The sequence below is a fragment of the Colwellia sp. BRX8-7 genome, from assembly GCF_014077275.1.
Classification (GTDB): domain Bacteria; phylum Pseudomonadota; class Gammaproteobacteria; order Enterobacterales; family Alteromonadaceae; genus Colwellia_A.
In genome coordinates, this window is record NZ_JACGVP010000001.1 from 188544 (window position 1) to 205704 (window position 17161).

14 protein-coding genes are annotated in these 17161 nt (G+C 37.4%); 4 read left to right on the plus strand and 10 right to left on the minus strand.

The annotated features are described in order from the left end of the window. From fliE to H4J57_RS00830, 4 genes are all read right to left on the minus strand, one after another. Nucleotides 1-366, minus strand: a complete 366-nt coding sequence (gene fliE / locus H4J57_RS00815) for a flagellar hook-basal body complex protein FliE (RefSeq protein ID WP_182221068.1) — start codon at nt 364-366, stop codon at nt 1-3. 217 nt (nt 367-583) lie between these two features. Next, on the minus strand, nt 584-1924 hold the full coding sequence (locus H4J57_RS00820) for a sigma-54 dependent transcriptional regulator (protein ID WP_182221069.1): 1341 nt from the start codon (nt 1922-1924) through the stop codon (nt 584-586). Continuing rightward, nucleotides 1911-3098, minus strand: coding sequence for a PAS domain-containing sensor histidine kinase (locus H4J57_RS00825; protein WP_182241677.1), 1188 nt, complete (start codon nt 3096-3098; stop codon nt 1911-1913). The genes H4J57_RS00820 and H4J57_RS00825 overlap by 14 nt, the downstream gene beginning before the upstream one ends. A 246-nt stretch (nt 3099-3344) precedes the next feature. Further along, on the minus strand, nt 3345-4814 hold the full coding sequence (locus H4J57_RS00830) for a sigma-54 dependent transcriptional regulator (protein ID WP_182241678.1): 1470 nt from the start codon (nt 4812-4814) through the stop codon (nt 3345-3347). 260 nt (nt 4815-5074) lie between these two features. On the opposite strand from H4J57_RS00830, the gene H4J57_RS00835 reads away from it, so the two are divergent. From H4J57_RS00835 to H4J57_RS00850, 4 genes are all read left to right on the plus strand, one after another. Then, the gene (locus tag H4J57_RS00835) at nt 5075-6823 is read left to right on the plus strand and encodes a flagellinolysin (protein WP_182241679.1); all 1749 of its coding nucleotides are present in this window, start codon (nt 5075-5077) and stop codon (nt 6821-6823) included. Between the two features lie 209 nt (nt 6824-7032). After that, nucleotides 7033-7317 carry a hypothetical protein gene (locus tag H4J57_RS00840; protein ID WP_182241680.1) on the plus strand — a complete coding sequence of 95 codons (285 nt, stop codon included), beginning with the start codon at nt 7033-7035 and terminating at the stop codon, nt 7315-7317. Nucleotides 7318-7407: 90 nt separating this feature from the next. Further along, a complete protein-coding gene (gene fliS / locus H4J57_RS00845) occupies nt 7408-7806 on the plus strand; it encodes a flagellar export chaperone FliS (RefSeq protein ID WP_182241681.1) in 399 nt (132 codons plus the stop codon). Beyond that, nucleotides 7806-8168 (plus strand): hypothetical protein, encoded by a 363-nt coding sequence (locus H4J57_RS00850; RefSeq protein ID WP_182241682.1) that lies wholly within the window; start codon nt 7806-7808, stop codon nt 8166-8168. Before fliS ends, H4J57_RS00850 begins: the two co-directional genes overlap by 1 nt. A gap of 953 nt (nt 8169-9121) precedes the next feature. On the opposite strand, the gene fliD is transcribed toward H4J57_RS00850, so the two are convergent. The 6 genes from fliD to flgL form a co-directional block, all read right to left on the minus strand. Then, a complete protein-coding gene (fliD, locus tag H4J57_RS00855; protein ID WP_182241683.1) occupies nt 9122-10549 on the minus strand; it encodes a flagellar filament capping protein FliD in 1428 nt (475 codons plus the stop codon). 74 nt (nt 10550-10623) lie between these two features. Further along, nucleotides 10624-11034, minus strand: coding sequence for a flagellar protein FlaG (locus H4J57_RS00860; protein WP_182241684.1), 411 nt, complete (start codon nt 11032-11034; stop codon nt 10624-10626). Between the two features lie 180 nt (nt 11035-11214). Then, nucleotides 11215-12660, minus strand: a complete 1446-nt coding sequence (locus tag H4J57_RS00865; RefSeq protein WP_182241685.1) for a flagellin — start codon at nt 12658-12660, stop codon at nt 11215-11217. 131 nt (nt 12661-12791) lie between these two features. Further along, nucleotides 12792-14246: a tetratricopeptide repeat protein gene (locus H4J57_RS00870; protein ID WP_182241686.1), complete on the minus strand. Its 1455-nt coding sequence runs from the start codon at nt 14244-14246 to the stop codon at nt 12792-12794. 87 nt (nt 14247-14333) lie between these two features. Continuing rightward, nucleotides 14334-15779, minus strand: a complete 1446-nt coding sequence (locus H4J57_RS00875) for a flagellin (protein ID WP_182241687.1) — start codon at nt 15777-15779, stop codon at nt 14334-14336. Nucleotides 15780-15955: 176 nt separating this feature from the next. Then, entirely contained in the window at nt 15956-17161 is a 1206-nt protein-coding gene (flgL, locus tag H4J57_RS00880) for a flagellar hook-associated protein FlgL (RefSeq protein ID WP_182241688.1), read from the minus strand.

Sequence of the window (17161 nt, forward strand, 5' to 3'; positions counted from 1 at the left end):
TTAAACTGGCATATTCATTATTTCTTTATATGCTTCAACAAACTTATTACGTACTTGTACGGTAGCATCAAAAGCAATACCAGCTTTAGCGGAAGCAACCATGGTATCAGCGAGCGTAACGCTGCGGTCGCCCATTTCAAAAGCTATTTTCTTTGCTCCAGACTCTTTTTGAATATCGTTAACATTATTCACCGCATCTTTAAGCATATCGCCAAAATTACTGGTCGACTTATTCAGCGCTGGAATAGCACTGTCTCCCATGCCAAGGTTATTGCCCATTTTTTCAAATGAAGCCCCCTGCACCGAAGAGTTTCCAAGCGACATACTTTGCATTTGTGCGTATAAAGAATTGGTATCGATATTCATGAACTACTCACTTGTGTCAATTTTTTGCTACTAAGCCTATAAATAACGGTTTAAGTAACGATATAACGATGATATTGCAAGCATGGTGCCAGTATGAGAATTAAAGAATTATCGAGGTTATGGAAGGTTTAATGAGTGAAAACTGCAAATAGCAGTAAAGCCAATATTTTAAATGAAAATATTGGCTTTATAGGAAAATTACCCTTTTGAGCGATTGTTAGGCTGGTATTTGAATGCCCGAATCACGCATTCTTGCTATTTTATAGCGAAGCGTTCTTGGGCTAATGCCTAATCGTTCAGCAACATCTTTACGGCTACCTTGGCAAGCGGTGAGGGTATCAAGAATAATTTGATGCTCTTGTATTTTTAATTCATTACCAAGCATGTCTTCGCTATTATTTTCTAACGCCACGTCAGTAATAATTTCACTGTCGAAATTTTCAATTAACAAGTCACCGGCATTAATAATCTGGTCGCTATGCAAAATAATGGCTCGTTGAATAACATTATCTAATTCACGAACATTGCCTGGCCAATCGTAACTCGTCAGTTTATTTCTCGCCGAAGCGGTTAGTTCTGGAATAGCCATGTTATTCGCTAACGATGCTTGAGTAATTAAATGTTTGGCTAATGGCACAATATCATCTCTGCGTTTATTTAATGCTAACCAAGTTAATGGAAAGACATTTAAACGGTAGTAGAGATCTTCACGGAAGATGCCATCTTTTACAGCAACTCTTAAATCACGGTTGCTGGTTGCGATAACACGAACATCAAGCTTAATTGTTTTACGACCTCCTAAGCGTTCAACTTCTCGCTCTTGTAAGACCCGTAAAATTTTTGCTTGTAAGCCAAGATCCATTTCAGTGATCTCGTCTAATAAAATAGTACCGCCCTGTGCTTGTTCAAATTTACCTGGGCACGCTTGAATGGCTCCGGTAAAGGCACCTTTTTCATAACCAAATAAAGTCGCTTCCAGCATATTCTCTGGAATTGCAGCACAGTTTATGGCAACAAAGGGCTTATCACTTCGGTTCGAATGGTAATGAACGTATTGTGCTAATACTTCCTTGCCAGAGCCACTGGGGCCGAGCACCATAACAGAAGCATCTGTGGTCGCGACTTTCTTTGCTAACGCTAATAGTTCAATACTTTGTGCGTCAGCAACCACAGGTTCATGCCGACTAGTCACATTCAATGGCACATATTGGTTAACCATATTGAGCAGCACTTCTGGCGCAAAAGGTTTTGCCATATAATTACAGGCGCCATCACGCATCGCTTGAACAGCATCATGAATCGTACCGTATGCCGTCATTATCAGCACAGGTAAATTTGGCCAATTTCTTTTAATACTATTGAGCAGTGTTAAGCCCGACATACCATCCATTTGCACGTCACTAACGACGAGATCAACACTTTGTTCTTTAAGCGTGAGTAAAGCATCTTCACCTGATTGAGCTTCAATACATTGATAACCTGATAACTTTAAAGTATCCATCAGGGCTTCACGTAATCCTGCATCATCTTCAACAACTAATATTTTACTTTGATTCATTAGTGTTCTCCCCGTTAACATTGTTTGTGTCTAAAATAGGTAAGTGAATACAAAAGTGCGCGCCCTCTCCTGGCTTACTCACTAAGCGAACATCGCCTTGATGAGCCTTAGCAACTGACTTTACCACCGCTAAACCTAAGCCGGTTCCCTGTGCCCTTGATGTATAGAAAGGTTCAAAAATTTTATTGGCAAGCTCTTCACTAATACCTTGACCATTATCTTGTACACTAATATAAGCGTATTCATTTTGGCAGTAGGTGGTAATGGAAATCTCCGCACCCTGCTTAATAACTTGTAAACTGTTGTGAATTAAGTTTTCAATAGCACCGCTTAACGCACGTTTATTACCTAAGATTTGGCAATCATCATCACAAAGCTTAATGTTTACTTTCGCTTTGGCCTGAACAATTAATGCTTCTACGGCGTTAACTGAATGCGTAATGAGTTTATTAATTGAAAGTGGTTCAACAACTTTTTGCTTGCCACTTTTTGAAAACAACAACATATCGTTTACTTGTTGTTCTAAGTCGTGCAAGCGCGCCATTAATTTGTCTTGAAAGCTACTTCGATCCTCTGAAGAAAGCTTTTTATTTTTTAAATTTGCGCCATATAACATAGCGGCAGAAAGTGGTGTGCGAATTTGATGAGCAAGCTTTGAAACCAAATGACCTAATGACGATAAACGCTGCATATGGCTAAGCTTATCTTGTAATAAACGCGTTTCGGTCAAATCAGTGATCATAATTAACTGGCCAGGTTGATCACCTAAAGCAGTAATTTCTAATTTAACCCGGCGGCCGTCTTTCAATGACACTTCATGCCAATCGTCGGCACGAGGTTTAAACGAGCGTTTAATAACATCAAACCAAGCTTGACCAAGAATCGGTTCATCGAGTAACAAACTAGCAATTTTATTGGTTTTAATAACAATACCGTTACCATCAAGCATTATCATCCCGGTCGGCATAACATCAATAATTTGCTCAAGTTGATTAGACTTTTGACGAAGTAACGATAGCTCGCCACGGTATGCTTCACTTTCTAACGTATCGCTATGAGCAAATGACTGCGGAGTAAAAGCAAATTTAGCTTTATGAAACAGATTATCTTCCACACAATGAATGGGTGTAGACAATTTAGAAGATGCTGATGAATGTGAAACTGCAACGGCCATATACTTTACTCAATTTAAAAATACCAACTGAATAAAGCATTAATTATGCCAAAGAGGTTTTATATTAATTTACATGATGTTAGAAGCGATTTTTAGAACAATTCTTGCCGTCAAAGATTTGGCTTTACTGTCTAATAATATTCAGTTCAACCAAAGACAAAGACGCTAACCGTCGCGATACTTTCCAGTACAACGGCTGGTGTAATAACGGATATAACAATCAATACACCTGGTTAACGTAGGATATTAGTTCGTGTTTTTTTGTAAGTTATACTTACGCATTTTTTCAACTAATGTGGTTCGACGCATCCCTAATAGTTCTGCCGAGCGTGCAACAACCCAGTCATTTTTCTCAAGTGCTTGGTTTATCATCGACACTTCAAGTTCCGCTAAGTATTCTTTTAAATTCAAGCCATCGTTTGGCAAAACATCAACCACAGATGCTTCTTCTGGTTGGTCAGCAAAACTACTGGTATCTTCTTCGTCATCATAATCAAAGCCAGAAAATAGCTCATTTATCGCATCACGTTCTTGCAACTCATCAGGGTATTCAGGTTGATACTCTTCAACATCAATATGACGATACTTTGCTGGTAATTCACTGACATTAACCACTTGCTCAGCAAACATAATGATCATACGTTCAATTAAGTTAGATAATTCTCGAACATTACCTGCCCAAGCATGTAATTTTAAAGATTCAATCGCTTGCTCAGTAAAACGAACGCTTTGTCCTTGCTCTGCTTCAAAACGAGAAATAAGTTCTTTAATCAGTAATGGAATATCTTCTTTTCTATCACGTAATGCCGGTGTTTCGATAGGAAAAACATTAAGACGATAGAATAAATCTTCGCGGAATGTGCCCGCGGTGATCATATCTTCTAAGTGCTGATGGGTTGCAGCAATAATACGCACATTGGTTTTAATACTCTTTGCGCCACCGACACGCTCAAAAGTACGTTCTTGCAGAACACGAAGTAGCTTAACTTGCATGGGTTGAGGCATGTCACCTATTTCATCAAGAAATAACGTGCCACCCTCGGCCATTTCAAAACGCCCTTTACGGGTAGAAATAGCGCCCGTAAAGGCACCTTTTTCATGACCAAATAATTCACTTTCCAATAATTCACCGGGTATAGCGCCACAGTTAACCGGAACAAAAGGCCCCTTAGCGCGGTCAGATAAATTATGAATATTACGTGCGACAACTTCTTTACCCGTACCTGACTCACCTAAAACCAAGACACTCGCTTGCGTACTAGCCACTTGTTCAATTAAAAAGCGCACTTGTAACATAGGTTCACTGGCGCCCACTAAAGAGCGGAATAACAAATTAGGACCGTTGTGATTTCGCTTCGAGGGTAATTGGTTATGGTATTGATGACAGTGGTGTACTTGCTCGGTAAGCTGAGCATAATTTAAAGGCACAGCTAAACTGCCTAAAACATTAACAGCACCACTTAATAAAGTCGCGTCGAGTACATCATGGAGGATAAAAGGTGTTTCAGGGTGTTTTTTAACAAAATCGACCAGTAAATCACTGACCTTGCCACACAAAACCACCGTAAGAATATTATCAGTTTCTTTAAAATACTGCTCAATATCATCTTCAGGACACACATAAAAATGTTCACCGACAAATGATAATACGGTCGCTATTTGATCGCGTCTGGCAATGTCGTTATCAACGACAAGTACATGTTTTTGACCCTGCATATATCTAAAAAAACCATATTTTTGTTATCTATAATTTTATTCTAGCGAGATATAGTAAATAAGCAACAATAAATTGACACTGTAACGTCATAAAATTGACTTAAATAGTATAGGAATTTTTCACTCGATAAATCAAGTCAGGTACCGAGTCTCTATCTCAATGATAAATATCGCTATCTTCATATAAATATAAAATGTCTAAAGATAAGTAAAAATTTGCCGATAAATACTCTAGGATAATTTGTTGATAGCAGAGTGCTATGGTTAGCATAAATACCAATGTAACAAGCTTGTTTTTACAACGACAACTCACCGATAACACGAATAAGTTATCGGTCACCTTTGCTCGACTGTCATCTGGTATGCGCATTAATTCAGCAGCTGATGATGCAGCTGGTTTACAAATATCTAATAGACTAACTTCACAAATTAATGGCTTAGCGGTGGCACAACGAAATGCTAATGATGGTATTTCCATGGCTCAGACCGCTGAAGGTGCTTTAACAGAATCAACAAATATTCTTTTTAGAATGCGCGACTTATCACTACAAGCGAGTAATGGGTCTTTATCTACAGACGATAAGGGCGCTCTAAATAAAGAATCAGAGCAATTAAAGCTAGAATTAGACAGAATTAATAGTACCACCTCTTTTGGGGGTAATAATATTTTTGAGCAAACGGATCAAGTTGCTTCAGGTGGAGGAACTGAAGCTGAACGAAATATTCTTCAAATTCTTCAAAGTGGTGTTTTAGCCGAATCTGAAGACATCATTCAAGATGTATTAGGCTTAACAGGTGATGGGGCTAAATTTAAAATAGATCTAGAATTTGACGCTATTGGCGGCGTATTAGCTTCAGTTGCCTATGCTAGTGGCACAGGCGCCAATTTAACTATGACTATAGATTTAGCTGATTTTTCTTCACTTGATGCTGATAAAACAAAACTTTTAAAATCGACATTGTTGCATGAAGTGGTCCATGCCGTTATGGCAAACCAAATGGACTTATCTAACACGCCTACTTGGTTTGTAGAGGGTACCGCTGAAGCTGTTAGTGGTGCTGATTCCAGAGTCGCTGCTGATATATCAAACCTAGGCGTTCCTGCAATAAAATCACAGTTAAACTCAATATTTTCCAATAATAGTGCTCCACTTTCAACGCCAACTGAAGTGGCAGGGGTCTATTCTGGCGGCTATATTGCTATGCGTTACCTAGAAAATCAGATTGGCAGTACGGGCATAAAATCTTTTATGGGCGCACTTGCAGGCGGACAAACGTTTGATGCTGCTTTAAACTCTACCACAAGTTATGCAAATACTGAGGCGCTCAGGTCTGAAATTATGGCGGGCACTACTTTTGAAGATTTTATTACCAGTGATATAAATACCAGTAATGCTGACAACGGCGCTTTTGGTGGTTTAGATGCATCGGGCGGCCCAAGCAGAGCAGAAACTATCGTCGGCGCAAACGGTGCTCCGACAACGGCTAATTTCAGTGCTTTTTTTGTAAGTGGAGATGACGATAATAACGCTGGTGATTATGGCGCTGGTGTTAACTGGGATAGTCATGTTTTCGACGAAGTAGCCTTAGAAAGTTATAATACGGCATTTACATTAGCAGGCTCAAAAACTAACTTTCAAATTGGTGCAGATGCTAACCAAACTATAGATTTAGCAATTGCCGGATTTTCCAGTAAAAATATGGGGCTCGCTAATGTAGATCTTGTTGAAGATTCCCAATCAGCAATCAAAAAAATTGATGATGCACTTAATTATATAGGTCAACAACGTTCGGGCTTAGGTGCTTTTATGAACAGGTTAGAGTACACCATTTCAAATCTAAGCAATATTAGTGAAAACGTTTCTGCAAGTCGTTCTCGAATACAAGATACCGATTTTGCAACAGAAACAGCGCAATTAACCTCTTTACAAATTAAGCAGCAAGCAACAACTGCTTTACTCGCACAGAGCAACATAGCAGCAGAGTCTATATTAAAATTACTAGGCTAAAGCGAGTGTCAAAAATTTGCCATCCGCTCACGCTGAATTTATTTATTTTTATAATTATCACGGTTAGCACCATTATCTAAAGTTCATAATTTACATTTAACTTCAATCACTTAATAAAATAAATAATATTAATAAAATCAATCTAAATATTTGGCATAAAAAAAGCATAGTTGGTATTAATAACCATATTTTACATAATAGGAAATGAGATGTTGATCATAAATGGCACTGCTGAATTAATGCATGATAATAAAGAGTTTACTAAAGGAACCCGTCATGAGTTCAATATGTTTTCAAAAGAAATGCCTTTTGAACAACAAATCACTCAAATAGAAGAGTATTTAGTCACTCGCGGTTGGGATAATATTGAGGTAATAAGTAACGGTGTCTTAAATAACAAAGAAGATATAACTCATGATGTGTTACTAAAGGCTTATCAAAAAGCAAAAAATGAAGGCTTTGCGGTCACCGTAAATAACCAGCCATTAGTTTAAATTAGCGAATTTTTAACGTTATCAACTACAGCTATTGTTTCAATTCTACAAGTTTTCTATACTGAAGGTATAGCTAACTAGGAGGTGTCTATGACACATGCATCACTTAAAAAGTACCAACAAACCAATAAAAGTACTGCTCAGCAGGCATCACCTTATCAATTAGTTGCTATGCTATTTCAAAAGTTATTAGGTAATATAGCTACAGCTAAAGGCGCAATTTCACAAAAAAACTTTGAAAAAAAAGGCACTGAACTATCAAACGCTATCGCTATTATTGGTGTTTTAGAGGGATCTCTTGATTTTAAACAAGGTGGTGAAGTTTCAGAAAACCTAGCTTCACTTTATAAATATTGTTCAGAACAGTTACTAATTGCTAGCAGTAATAATGACTCTGACAAACTAGAGGAGGTTATCCAAATCCTTTTACCGATAAAATCAGGTTGGGACTCTATTCCACTTGAAAGCCAAAATCAGGTGAGTTTTTAATGGTTGATAGCACCAAAAAATCACTTGATACAATTAATAAAATATCGCGACAAATATTGTCGCGTATACTAGAAATTAACACGATCTCGCAGGCCACTCTTCAAGATTTAGAAAACACTGAAGTACACCCTTCCAATAAAGAAATAACTGAATTAATGTCTAAACGAGAGCTATTAATTACGCGCTTATTTAAACAGCATAAAGCTCAAGAAATAAGTGCTCAACCTGAGTTAGTACAAGAAATGCTTGACCTCGATAACAAATTAACAACTAAATCTGAGCTATGTAAACAAGGCATTTATGATCAAGCCATCAAACTTAAAAAAAGCAAAAAAGTGGCTAAGTCCTATCAACAGTATTAGTTAAACTAAAGTTTGATAATCAAATTTTCCCAATAACGATCCTTAAGTGTTTATCTGCGTTATTTTTACTCCTAATAGCCAAATATTGGTTCGTAAAAACGCCTAACACCTACAAAAGTTTCTTCACCGGAATATTAAGTGCTATGACTTCATTTTATTTTATTTTAAGTATTTGTAAAACTCTTATCTAAAGCTCGGTGTAATTAGCATCCATTTTGTATAATTAACATTCCACACCCACAAATAACACGTTTAATTTTTAACCAATGGTAACTATACTTAGCTTTATGATGGTTAATTTGAGGTAAACAACATTACCTACATAAAAAATGCTGGTAATCTTATATCAATAGCTAATCCATTAACTACTAGTAGTGTTATACAGCGAAGACTTGTTGTCCAAAAGGACACTGCAATTGGAAAAAGACGTTGGCGCCTGATTTAAGTGATCGTTTGAAGAATATTGTCGAAATATCAATACCTGGCCTTGCAAGACAACAAAACAAAACGCAAATAGAAAAATAGAAGGTAATGCCAACGAAGTCATTAGGAGCAGTTCAACCATTGGTAGAGTAAAGACAAAGGGTAATTTAACCAATAGCCAATCGACTAACCTTTATAAAAATAGCATCATTGCTATAAAATCGCTTGTTATTATTTTATCGAAGGATATGCAACTTATAAATCCATTAAATGGCACTAGTCCTTAGCTGGTGACTATTTCACTAATTACTTTTGGTGACTAGACTGTTTACTGAGTAATTTACTGAGAGCAGTTATCTTAACATTTACTGATAATCATCTTCTTAGAGTTTTTTTCGAAGTTCCAATTGTTTAGTTTTGGATCCCACCCTACACAAACATTGAATGATATTTACTATCAATTAGCCATGTTAATTATCGAGAGTTAAAGTTTAATTGGTTTATTGACTCATGCTTCACTTCATAACTTATTAGTTATTTTTTCTAACCACTCCTGGCATATTGTCTAATTGGGCCATTAAATAAGAGCTAGTAGAATTCAAGCCCGCCACAATTAAATCCATCGCATTATACTGAGCATATAAACGCGCCTCTAATGATTCAATCTTACGGCCAAACGCTATACGGTCATCATCTATTCTATCTAATTGACTGGTTCTACTGTCTATACGGTTTTGAATAATACCGTCTGAGTCAGTATAAAAACTAGTAAGCTCTTTTAGTGAACTAGCAAAACCATTATTTGAATCGCTGCCAACAAAAAATTGCTGTACACCACCAACATCACTTTCAATAAACTCATTTAAATCTTCAGTATCTAAAGTCAACACACCAAAGCGATCACTTCGCACACCGAGTTCAGATAAAGACATACTATTGCCATTACCAGCATCAAAACTTTTACTGAGCTCTTGACGTAATTTACCCATAACCCCACGTAATAAAGAATCTCCAGCTAAAGGGCCTGTTCCCCCCTCTCCAGCTGCTCCCAATTGCTTACTTAACTTTTGTAATTCATTATAACTTTCAACAAATTTTTCAACACCAGATTGTATATTAGCATTATTAGCACTGAAACTAATTTTGCTTATATCATCATCAACGTCATGCATTTTTTTTGCAGTGATATCAACACCGTCAATAACATTTTTAAATTCGTTCGTACTACTAGAAACAACCAAAGTACCATCAATGGTAATTTGCGCATCTACAGCTTTATCAACTTCTGCTAAATTTGTAATATGATTAAGCGGATCGACATCTGAAACATCATAAGCAAGACGAGACAAGCCGAGATTATCAGTATCATTCCCATCACTAACATCACTAACGGTAGTAGTAATAGCATTAGCAACACCCGTTTCTTTACTGGTCATAATAAGGTGTTGACCAAGATCATCGGTCACTATAGTGGCAATAACAGAATCGTTGTCAACACTGTCATTAATAGCATCACGAATGTCACTTAAGGTATCGGTGGCTGAAACGGCAATATCAAAATTACTGGTTGCTACAGCAATATTTAATGTCCCTTCACCAACAGCTTCAGCATCACCAATAGCACCAGATATTAGTTTGTGAGATTGCGCTAAAGCATCAACTTTTACAGAGTAATTACCCATTTGAGCATCTTTACTTGCCGATAATTCAACAAAACCATCAGCGCCACTAGCTCTTCGTTGTTGATATTTATCAGCATCAGCCAAATCAGCAATAGAGTTAGAGACACTCTCTAAGGCGGACTTTAATGCACCAATAGCAGAGATATCAGTGGTGATCTCTGCTTGCTGTTTATTAGACCTAGAAACATAAGGAGCAGTTTCAGCACCAACAATTGCACTAACAATTTCGCTAACCTGTAATCCAGAACCTATTCCTGTAAACGTTAAGTCAGGCATAAGACCTCCTCTATTTCTCTATAAATGTAACTAAATTAACTATAACAACACAAGTATACTACAACAAAAAAAACCTACACTTTCGCGTTAACAAAACTACCAACCATATCAGAAAGTTTAGTCACTAAGGTTAAGACCTCTTCTGATGGATATTGTTTGACTAAATCACCACTATTTTTATCAATAACCTTGATAACATCTCGTCCTGAATCTTTATCAACAATAAACTCTAAGCCCCGGTTCATTTCACCAACAAAATCCTGCAATTGCTGCGCCACTTTCTCAAGTTGTTGTGGTGTTAATGGTGCTTGGTTGTCTTCTTTAACTTGCTCATTAACAGAAGTAGCCGATTGCTCTTTGTTATTTTTTTCTATGAGTTTATTTACAGTTGAATCATCTATCGCCTTCGCCGATTCGCCTGTTCCTTTAAACTCAGGAGTTAAGTTAGTCAAACTTACGTTTGTACTACTTTCTATTACACTCATTATAGACTCCTTAGGTTATTTTATTATTGCTCTAGGTTAAGAAAAAAACCTGTATCAACATAAAATAACGACTCTAAATATACTACTAATTTAAACAAAATAAGGAAGAGGTGTAATAGCCTCTTCCTTTCTTACATTTTAGGCTGGACTAAGCCCAACTATACTTTAGCGATTACTCACTTAACCGATTAAGCTTAATGCCGCTTGTGGTAATTGGTTAGCTTGCGCTAAGATTGATGTACCTGCTTGCTGCAATATTTGGTTTTTAGTCATTTGTGCTGTTTCTACCGCAAAGTCAGTATCTTGGATACGACTACGTGATGCCGAAACGTTTTCTTGGATATTAGATAAGTTACTAATCGTATGACCAAAACGGTTTTGCAGAGCACCTAAGCTAGCTCTTTGTGAATCAATTTCAGCTAATGCTCCATCAATAATATCCAGCGCATCTTGAGCGCCTTTGGTTGTACCTAAATTTACACTCCCAACATTAACACTTGCTGAAATTTGTCCAGTTGTTGGTTCTATAGAAGCATCCCCACCTAAAACTCCAAATGATTCTGTAGAGTTTAATTTAATTGACCCTGCAACTGTTGCTGTAGTCGCTGTAGTTAGCGCTGCTGTAGCATTAAGTGTTTTGCCATCATGTTCAACACCTTGGATTGTGGCTGTAGGACCACTCAAGCCACCGATAGTGATATCTTTACCACTTTCATCTGTTAGTACCAAACCTAAGGTATCATCAACAGTGGCTGTAACACCGTGAGCTCCTGACTTTTCATTTACAGCTGCTGCAAGTGAAGCATAGTCGGTAATACTTGAGGTTGTTGCAGAAACAGTTGAGCCATTTAAGCTAAATGATGTAGCTCCTGCTGTACTCAAAGCAGTTATTGATACTACAGTTCTTGCATCCGCTGTCACACCAGTATTTGCTGTTTTTGCGTTAATAGCTGAAGCAATTGTGTTTGCACCGTCATCCGCAGTACTAGCAAACGTTGTTGCTAAACCATCCTTACCTGTTATGGTTAACGCGGTTGCAGCTGTAGCCACACCATTATTGCCAGTACCTGTTACTGCCGCACCTAAACCAGTACCACCAAGTGTTACCTGATTAGTTCCAATATCTGCTGCCGCAATACTACTCAAACTCATAGAAATACTTTCATTTGCATTAGCGCCGACTTGGAAATTTTTAGTACCAAAAGTACCATCCAGTAATTTTTGAGAACCAAACGAGGTAGTGTCAGATATACGTGTTAATTCAGTTTGCAAAGCGCCTACTTCTTTTTGTAGTGCCTCTCTGTCTGAATCAGAGTTTGAACCATTTGCTGATTGCAATGCTAATTCACGCATACGTTGTAAGATATCAGTAGAGGCTGACATAGCACCCTCAGCGGTTTGCGCCATAGAAATACCATCATTAGCATTACGTTGTGCTACGCCTAAACCATTAATTTGTGAGGTTAAACGGTTTGAAATTTGAAGACCTGCGGCATCATCTTTCGCGCTGTTAATACGCATACCTGATGATAAACGTTGCATTGAAGTAGCTAAATTGTTACCTGACTTTGATAAGTTACGTTGAGCATTTAATGATGATACATTAGTATTTACTGAAATAGCCATGTTAAAACTCCTGATTACTTTTATGTAATGCGTTAAATAGGTTTTAGATTTAGAACTATCAAATGTGTCATCAAGTTCCCGTTCTACACCCTTTAACGGCAACAACAGAATTAACTTTAATTTTTTTTATTTTATTTTATCTTTTCTATTAATTGCTTAAAAAGATCAGGTACAGTCGAAGGTTTGACATGAAAAATATCGCTATGATAATTTAAATTACTGACTCCATTTAGGTTAGTAAGCTTATAAACATCCAAAAAAGGTAAATCATTATTTTCACAATGAACAGATAGCTTTAGATTAACATAAGCAAGTAATGACTTAAAACTTTCTCTTTGCGCCTCTGTAAGTTGATCCAAAACAAATGGATGCGGCGCAGGAACACCATAAACAATAAGATTAAAATCATTCGTCTTTGCCGTTGATTTTAGCATATATATATATTTTTCAACCATGTCATCAACAATATGATGATAGTCTTTATTATATTTAGTGCAGTATTTAAAAATACCTTCATTTATTCGACAGTCAATCTCCCCAAAACCAAGAACAATAGTGCTGCCTTTCGCTAAGCCATTAAATAACACATTTAAACTTGCTTTGGACTGATTTTCTCTATCTTGCGTAAAATGAAATATTTTAGCGCCAGTTATAAGAAGGGATTTAATAACATGTTTACTACTTTTGTAATCGACCGTCATACCGTTAGCAGCAAAGCCATGACTTTCAGAAATAAAATAAATGGGTGGGGTTTCACTTGTTTGATAACTCGATCTGTTGCGCTGACGATACTCAAGTAATCCCTTGATAAATAAATGAAACACCTTGTGGTTTTTCAAGTTCAAGTGATTATTTTCTATATTATGTATTATCTCACTTAAAATTATTGCTTGCTGCGCCTCTCCCTCATTATCAAAAAGCCAAAACAAAATAGCTTTACCAATCAATAGCTCGCATAACTGAAACTCATTTAAACGGTTACTCAATAAACCGATATCAGCAAACTCTAATGCATCCTGATAGCGATGTAATAGCATGAAGTTATTAAAAATATGAATATAAACATTTGAATAGTTTGAATCTAATTCGAGCACTTTTAATTGTATATCAATAGCTTGCTTAAACATTCCTTGCTCACTTAGCAATATACTCAAATTAAAGAAGTATTCGGCTTTGCTTGCATCGCAAAAAATAGCTTTCCGATAGTTTTTTTCTGCCTCAAAATACCTACCTAATTTTCGCTGCACATTAGCTAAATTATTAAAAGCGTCACTATGATTACCATCTATTTTTAATGCTTTTAAATAAGTACTTTCCGCAAGTTCCAATTGCCCATTATCACTATAGACATTAGCTAAATTGCTAACACTGCTAGCATGGTTTGGGTTATTTATAATCGTTTTATGAAACAATTTAATTGCAGCTTCATTATGGCCCATTCCATGTAACGTAAGCGCCAACAGTTGGCAAGCATCAAAAAGGTTTGGCTTTTTTTTCAATATTTTTTCTAATATATCAACGGCAGGTTCAAAGTTTTGTTGTTTATAAAGAACACCAGCACGATTAAGTTTTTCTTTAATTCCCATAATATTCTCCTTTAAACAAAAAAAAGAAGGCAATCAATTATCTGCCTTCTTTATACACTTCAAATAATAAAACTAGAACCAAACAGACTAACCGCCAAGTAAGCTAATAGCTGCTTGTGGTATTTGGTTCGCTTGCGCTAAAATTGAGGTGCCCGCTTGTTGCAAGATTTGATTTTTAGTCATCACAGCAGTTTCTACAGCAAAATCAGTATCTTGAATACGGCTACGTGAAGCCGATACATTCTCTTGAATATTTGCTAAATTACTAATTGTATGACCAAATCTATTTTGAATAGCACCTAAGCTCGCTCGTTGCGAATCAATTTGAGAAAGCGCTCCATCAATAATGTCCAACGCATCTTGAGCGCCCTTATCAGTGCCTAAATTTATACTTCCGACATCAACGCTTGCTGAAATTTGAGCCGCTGTTGGTTCTATTACCACACTGGCACTTGTTACCGCAAATGATTCAGTTGAGTTTAATTTAACTGAGCCAGCAACAGTTGCTGAAGTGACGCCAGACAAAACCGCGGCATTTGCTGTTGTTCCATCATGCTCGACACCACGAATATCAGCGGTAGTGCCACTTAAGCCACCTATAGTGATATCCTTACCACTTTCATCTGTTAACACCAATCCTAATGCATTATCGACTGTTGCTGTAATACCGTGCGCCCCTGACTTTTCATTAACAGCTTCCGCAAGCGATGCGTAATCAGTAACACTCGATGTTGTCGCTGAAATAGCTGAGCCATTTAGCGTGAATGATGTCGCACCAGCGGCACTTAAGCTGTCAATCGATACGACGGTCCTTGCATCAGCAGTTATACCTGTGGTTGATGTTTTTGCATTAATAGCTGTTGCGAGTGTATCTGCTCCGTCATCGGCTGTAGTTGCAAACGCAGTCGCTACACCATCTTTACCCGTGATGGTTACTGCTGGTGATAAAGTTGTAACACCGTTAGCACCAGTACCTGCTACTGCAGCGCCTAAACCAGTACCACCAAGCGTTAATTGGTTTGTACCAATATCTGTAGCAGCGATACTACTCAAACTCATCGAGATAGTTTCATTCGAGTTAGCACCAACCTGGAAGCTTTTAGTACCAAAAGTACCATCTAATAATTTTTGAGAACCAAAAGAAGTGGTATCAGATATACGCGTTAATTCAGTTTGCAAGGCGCTAACCTCTTTCTGCAAAGCTTCTCTATCTGAATCTGCATTAGAACCATTAGCCGATTGTAAAGCTAGCTCACGCATACGCTGTAGTATGTCTGTAGAAGCCTGCATTGCACCTTCAGCTGTTTGCGCCATAGATATACCATCATTAGCATTTCGCTGCGCCACTGCTAAACCATTAATTTGTGAGGTTAAGCGATTAGATATTTGCAAACCAGCGGCATCATCTTTCGCGCTGTTGATACGCATACCTGATGATAAGCGTTGCATTGATGTCGCAAGGCCTTCACCAGATTTTGTTAAATTACGCTGTGCGTTTAACGATGAGGTATTTGTAACTACTGATAAAGCCATGATAAAACTCCTAATGTATTAATGTTATTTATTAGAAGCTTTTTTAAAAAGCCTCTTTACTCTTATTGAAAAACAACTGCGTTATTTAATATCGACTTTTGTTGTTTATTTGTCTTTTATTCGTACTAATAATAAAGCATGAACTGTGCCACTTAATAAATGACGGTATTTAATCTCTAGATATAATTAAAGAGGCTTAACCCTTGTACCTTACTAAACGCTTGTTGTGATGCTTGTAAGGCTAATTTTGATTGTTCAAACTCAGAAATAGCTTTGGCAAAATCTAAATCTTCGATATTAGATTTTCCTTTAGCTAGATTTAGGGCTGAATCAAGATGACGGTTCTCTTGGCTTTCAAGTGTTTGTAAGCGAATACCTGAGTCAACACGCCTTGACGTTATATGGTTCATCGCTGAATCAAGCTGGTTAAGTAAGGTGTTGTAATCTACTTGATGCTGTTCTTGATCAATCGTAGAACTTCCTCGCTCCATCCAAGAAATTGTCTCATTAATGGTGTCAAAAACACTCACTTCATCTTGCTCGCTGATGGTAAAGCTATCACCCGGCAAAGGATTGCCGTTTAGGGTAACGTCGATGCCGTCAAAGGAAATGGTTTGACCTGCGGTATAGGGCGCAGCAGGAAAAACTATGCCGGCACTGCCTGTTACGGTTAAATCATTAGTGACCGCGTCAAAAGTAAAAGTGTAGTCGTGCGGCAGCGCACTAGAGTTGTAGCTATCACGGTTAGTTATTTGGGCACTTTCAACCGCAACACCTGAGGTGTTCGCGGTATAATTAGCGGTAAAATTACCTATGGGGTTTTCAACCTTTAAAAAAGCTGCATCGCCCGCTTGATTAGTGGCTATATTAATATTCTTAGCAATTTGTAGCTCTCTAACACCCGAGTCACCATTATAAGCAACACTGCCGTCAACATTTTGGCTGAAAGGTTTTTGTTCGGTTTGATAGCCAGAAAAAATATAGTCACCATTTTCATTTTGACTATTAGCAAGATCAAGTAATTGACTAAAACTACTTTTTACTTGTTCAGCGAGCGATTGTAGGTCTTCACTTGACATACGACCATTATTGGCAAGCAACATATCAGACTTTATTTTATCTAGAATAAGATCTGCATCAGCAAAAACAATTTCTTGCATATTATTATGACTTTCAGCCATAGTAATATTGCGTTTATATTTTTCTATGTTGGCTAAGTCATTGTTATAGCCAGCTAAGGTACTATAAGAAATAGCATCGTCTTTTGCGGTTAACACTCGTTTACCACTTGATAAGTAAGCCATTTGATCATTAACATCAGAGCTTTTTTGGCTCATTTGCTGTGAACTTTGTAAGTAAAACTGAGCTGTAGAAACGCGCAT

Bases quoted from the DNA above. Each gene is read 5' to 3' on its own strand.
- H4J57_RS00850 (WP_182241682.1), top strand. From the start codon at position 7,806: ATGGTTGATAGCACCAAAAAATCACTTGATACAATTAATAAAATATCG.
- H4J57_RS00830 (WP_182241678.1), bottom strand. From the start codon at position 4,814: ATGCAGGGTCAAAAACATGTACTTGTCGTTGATAACGACATTGCCAGA.
- fliS (WP_182241681.1), top strand. From the start codon at position 7,408: ATGACACATGCATCACTTAAAAAGTACCAACAAACCAATAAAAGTACT.
- H4J57_RS00870 (WP_182241686.1), bottom strand. From the start codon at position 14,246: ATGGGAATTAAAGAAAAACTTAATCGTGCTGGTGTTCTTTATAAACAA.
- fliE (WP_182221068.1), bottom strand. From the start codon at position 366: ATGAATATCGATACCAATTCTTTATACGCACAAATGCAAAGTATGTCG.
- H4J57_RS00835 (WP_182241679.1), top strand. From the start codon at position 5,075: ATGGTTAGCATAAATACCAATGTAACAAGCTTGTTTTTACAACGACAA.
- flgL (WP_182241688.1), bottom strand. From the start codon at position 17,161: ATGCGCGTTTCTACAGCTCAGTTTTACTTACAAAGTTCACAGCAAATG.
- H4J57_RS00820 (WP_182221069.1), bottom strand. From the start codon at position 1,924: ATGAATCAAAGTAAAATATTAGTTGTTGAAGATGATGCAGGATTACGT.
- fliD (WP_182241683.1), bottom strand. From the start codon at position 10,549: ATGCCTGACTTAACGTTTACAGGAATAGGTTCTGGATTACAGGTTAGC.
- H4J57_RS00875 (WP_182241687.1), bottom strand. From the start codon at position 15,779: ATGGCTTTATCAGTAGTTACAAATACCTCATCGTTAAACGCACAGCGT.
- H4J57_RS00840 (WP_182241680.1), top strand. From the start codon at position 7,033: ATGTTGATCATAAATGGCACTGCTGAATTAATGCATGATAATAAAGAG.
- H4J57_RS00865 (WP_182241685.1), bottom strand. From the start codon at position 12,660: ATGGCTATTTCAGTAAATACTAATGTATCATCATTAAATGCTCAACGT.
- H4J57_RS00825 (WP_182241677.1), bottom strand. From the start codon at position 3,098: ATGGCCGTTGCAGTTTCACATTCATCAGCATCTTCTAAATTGTCTACA.
- H4J57_RS00860 (WP_182241684.1), bottom strand. From the start codon at position 11,034: ATGAGTGTAATAGAAAGTAGTACAAACGTAAGTTTGACTAACTTAACT.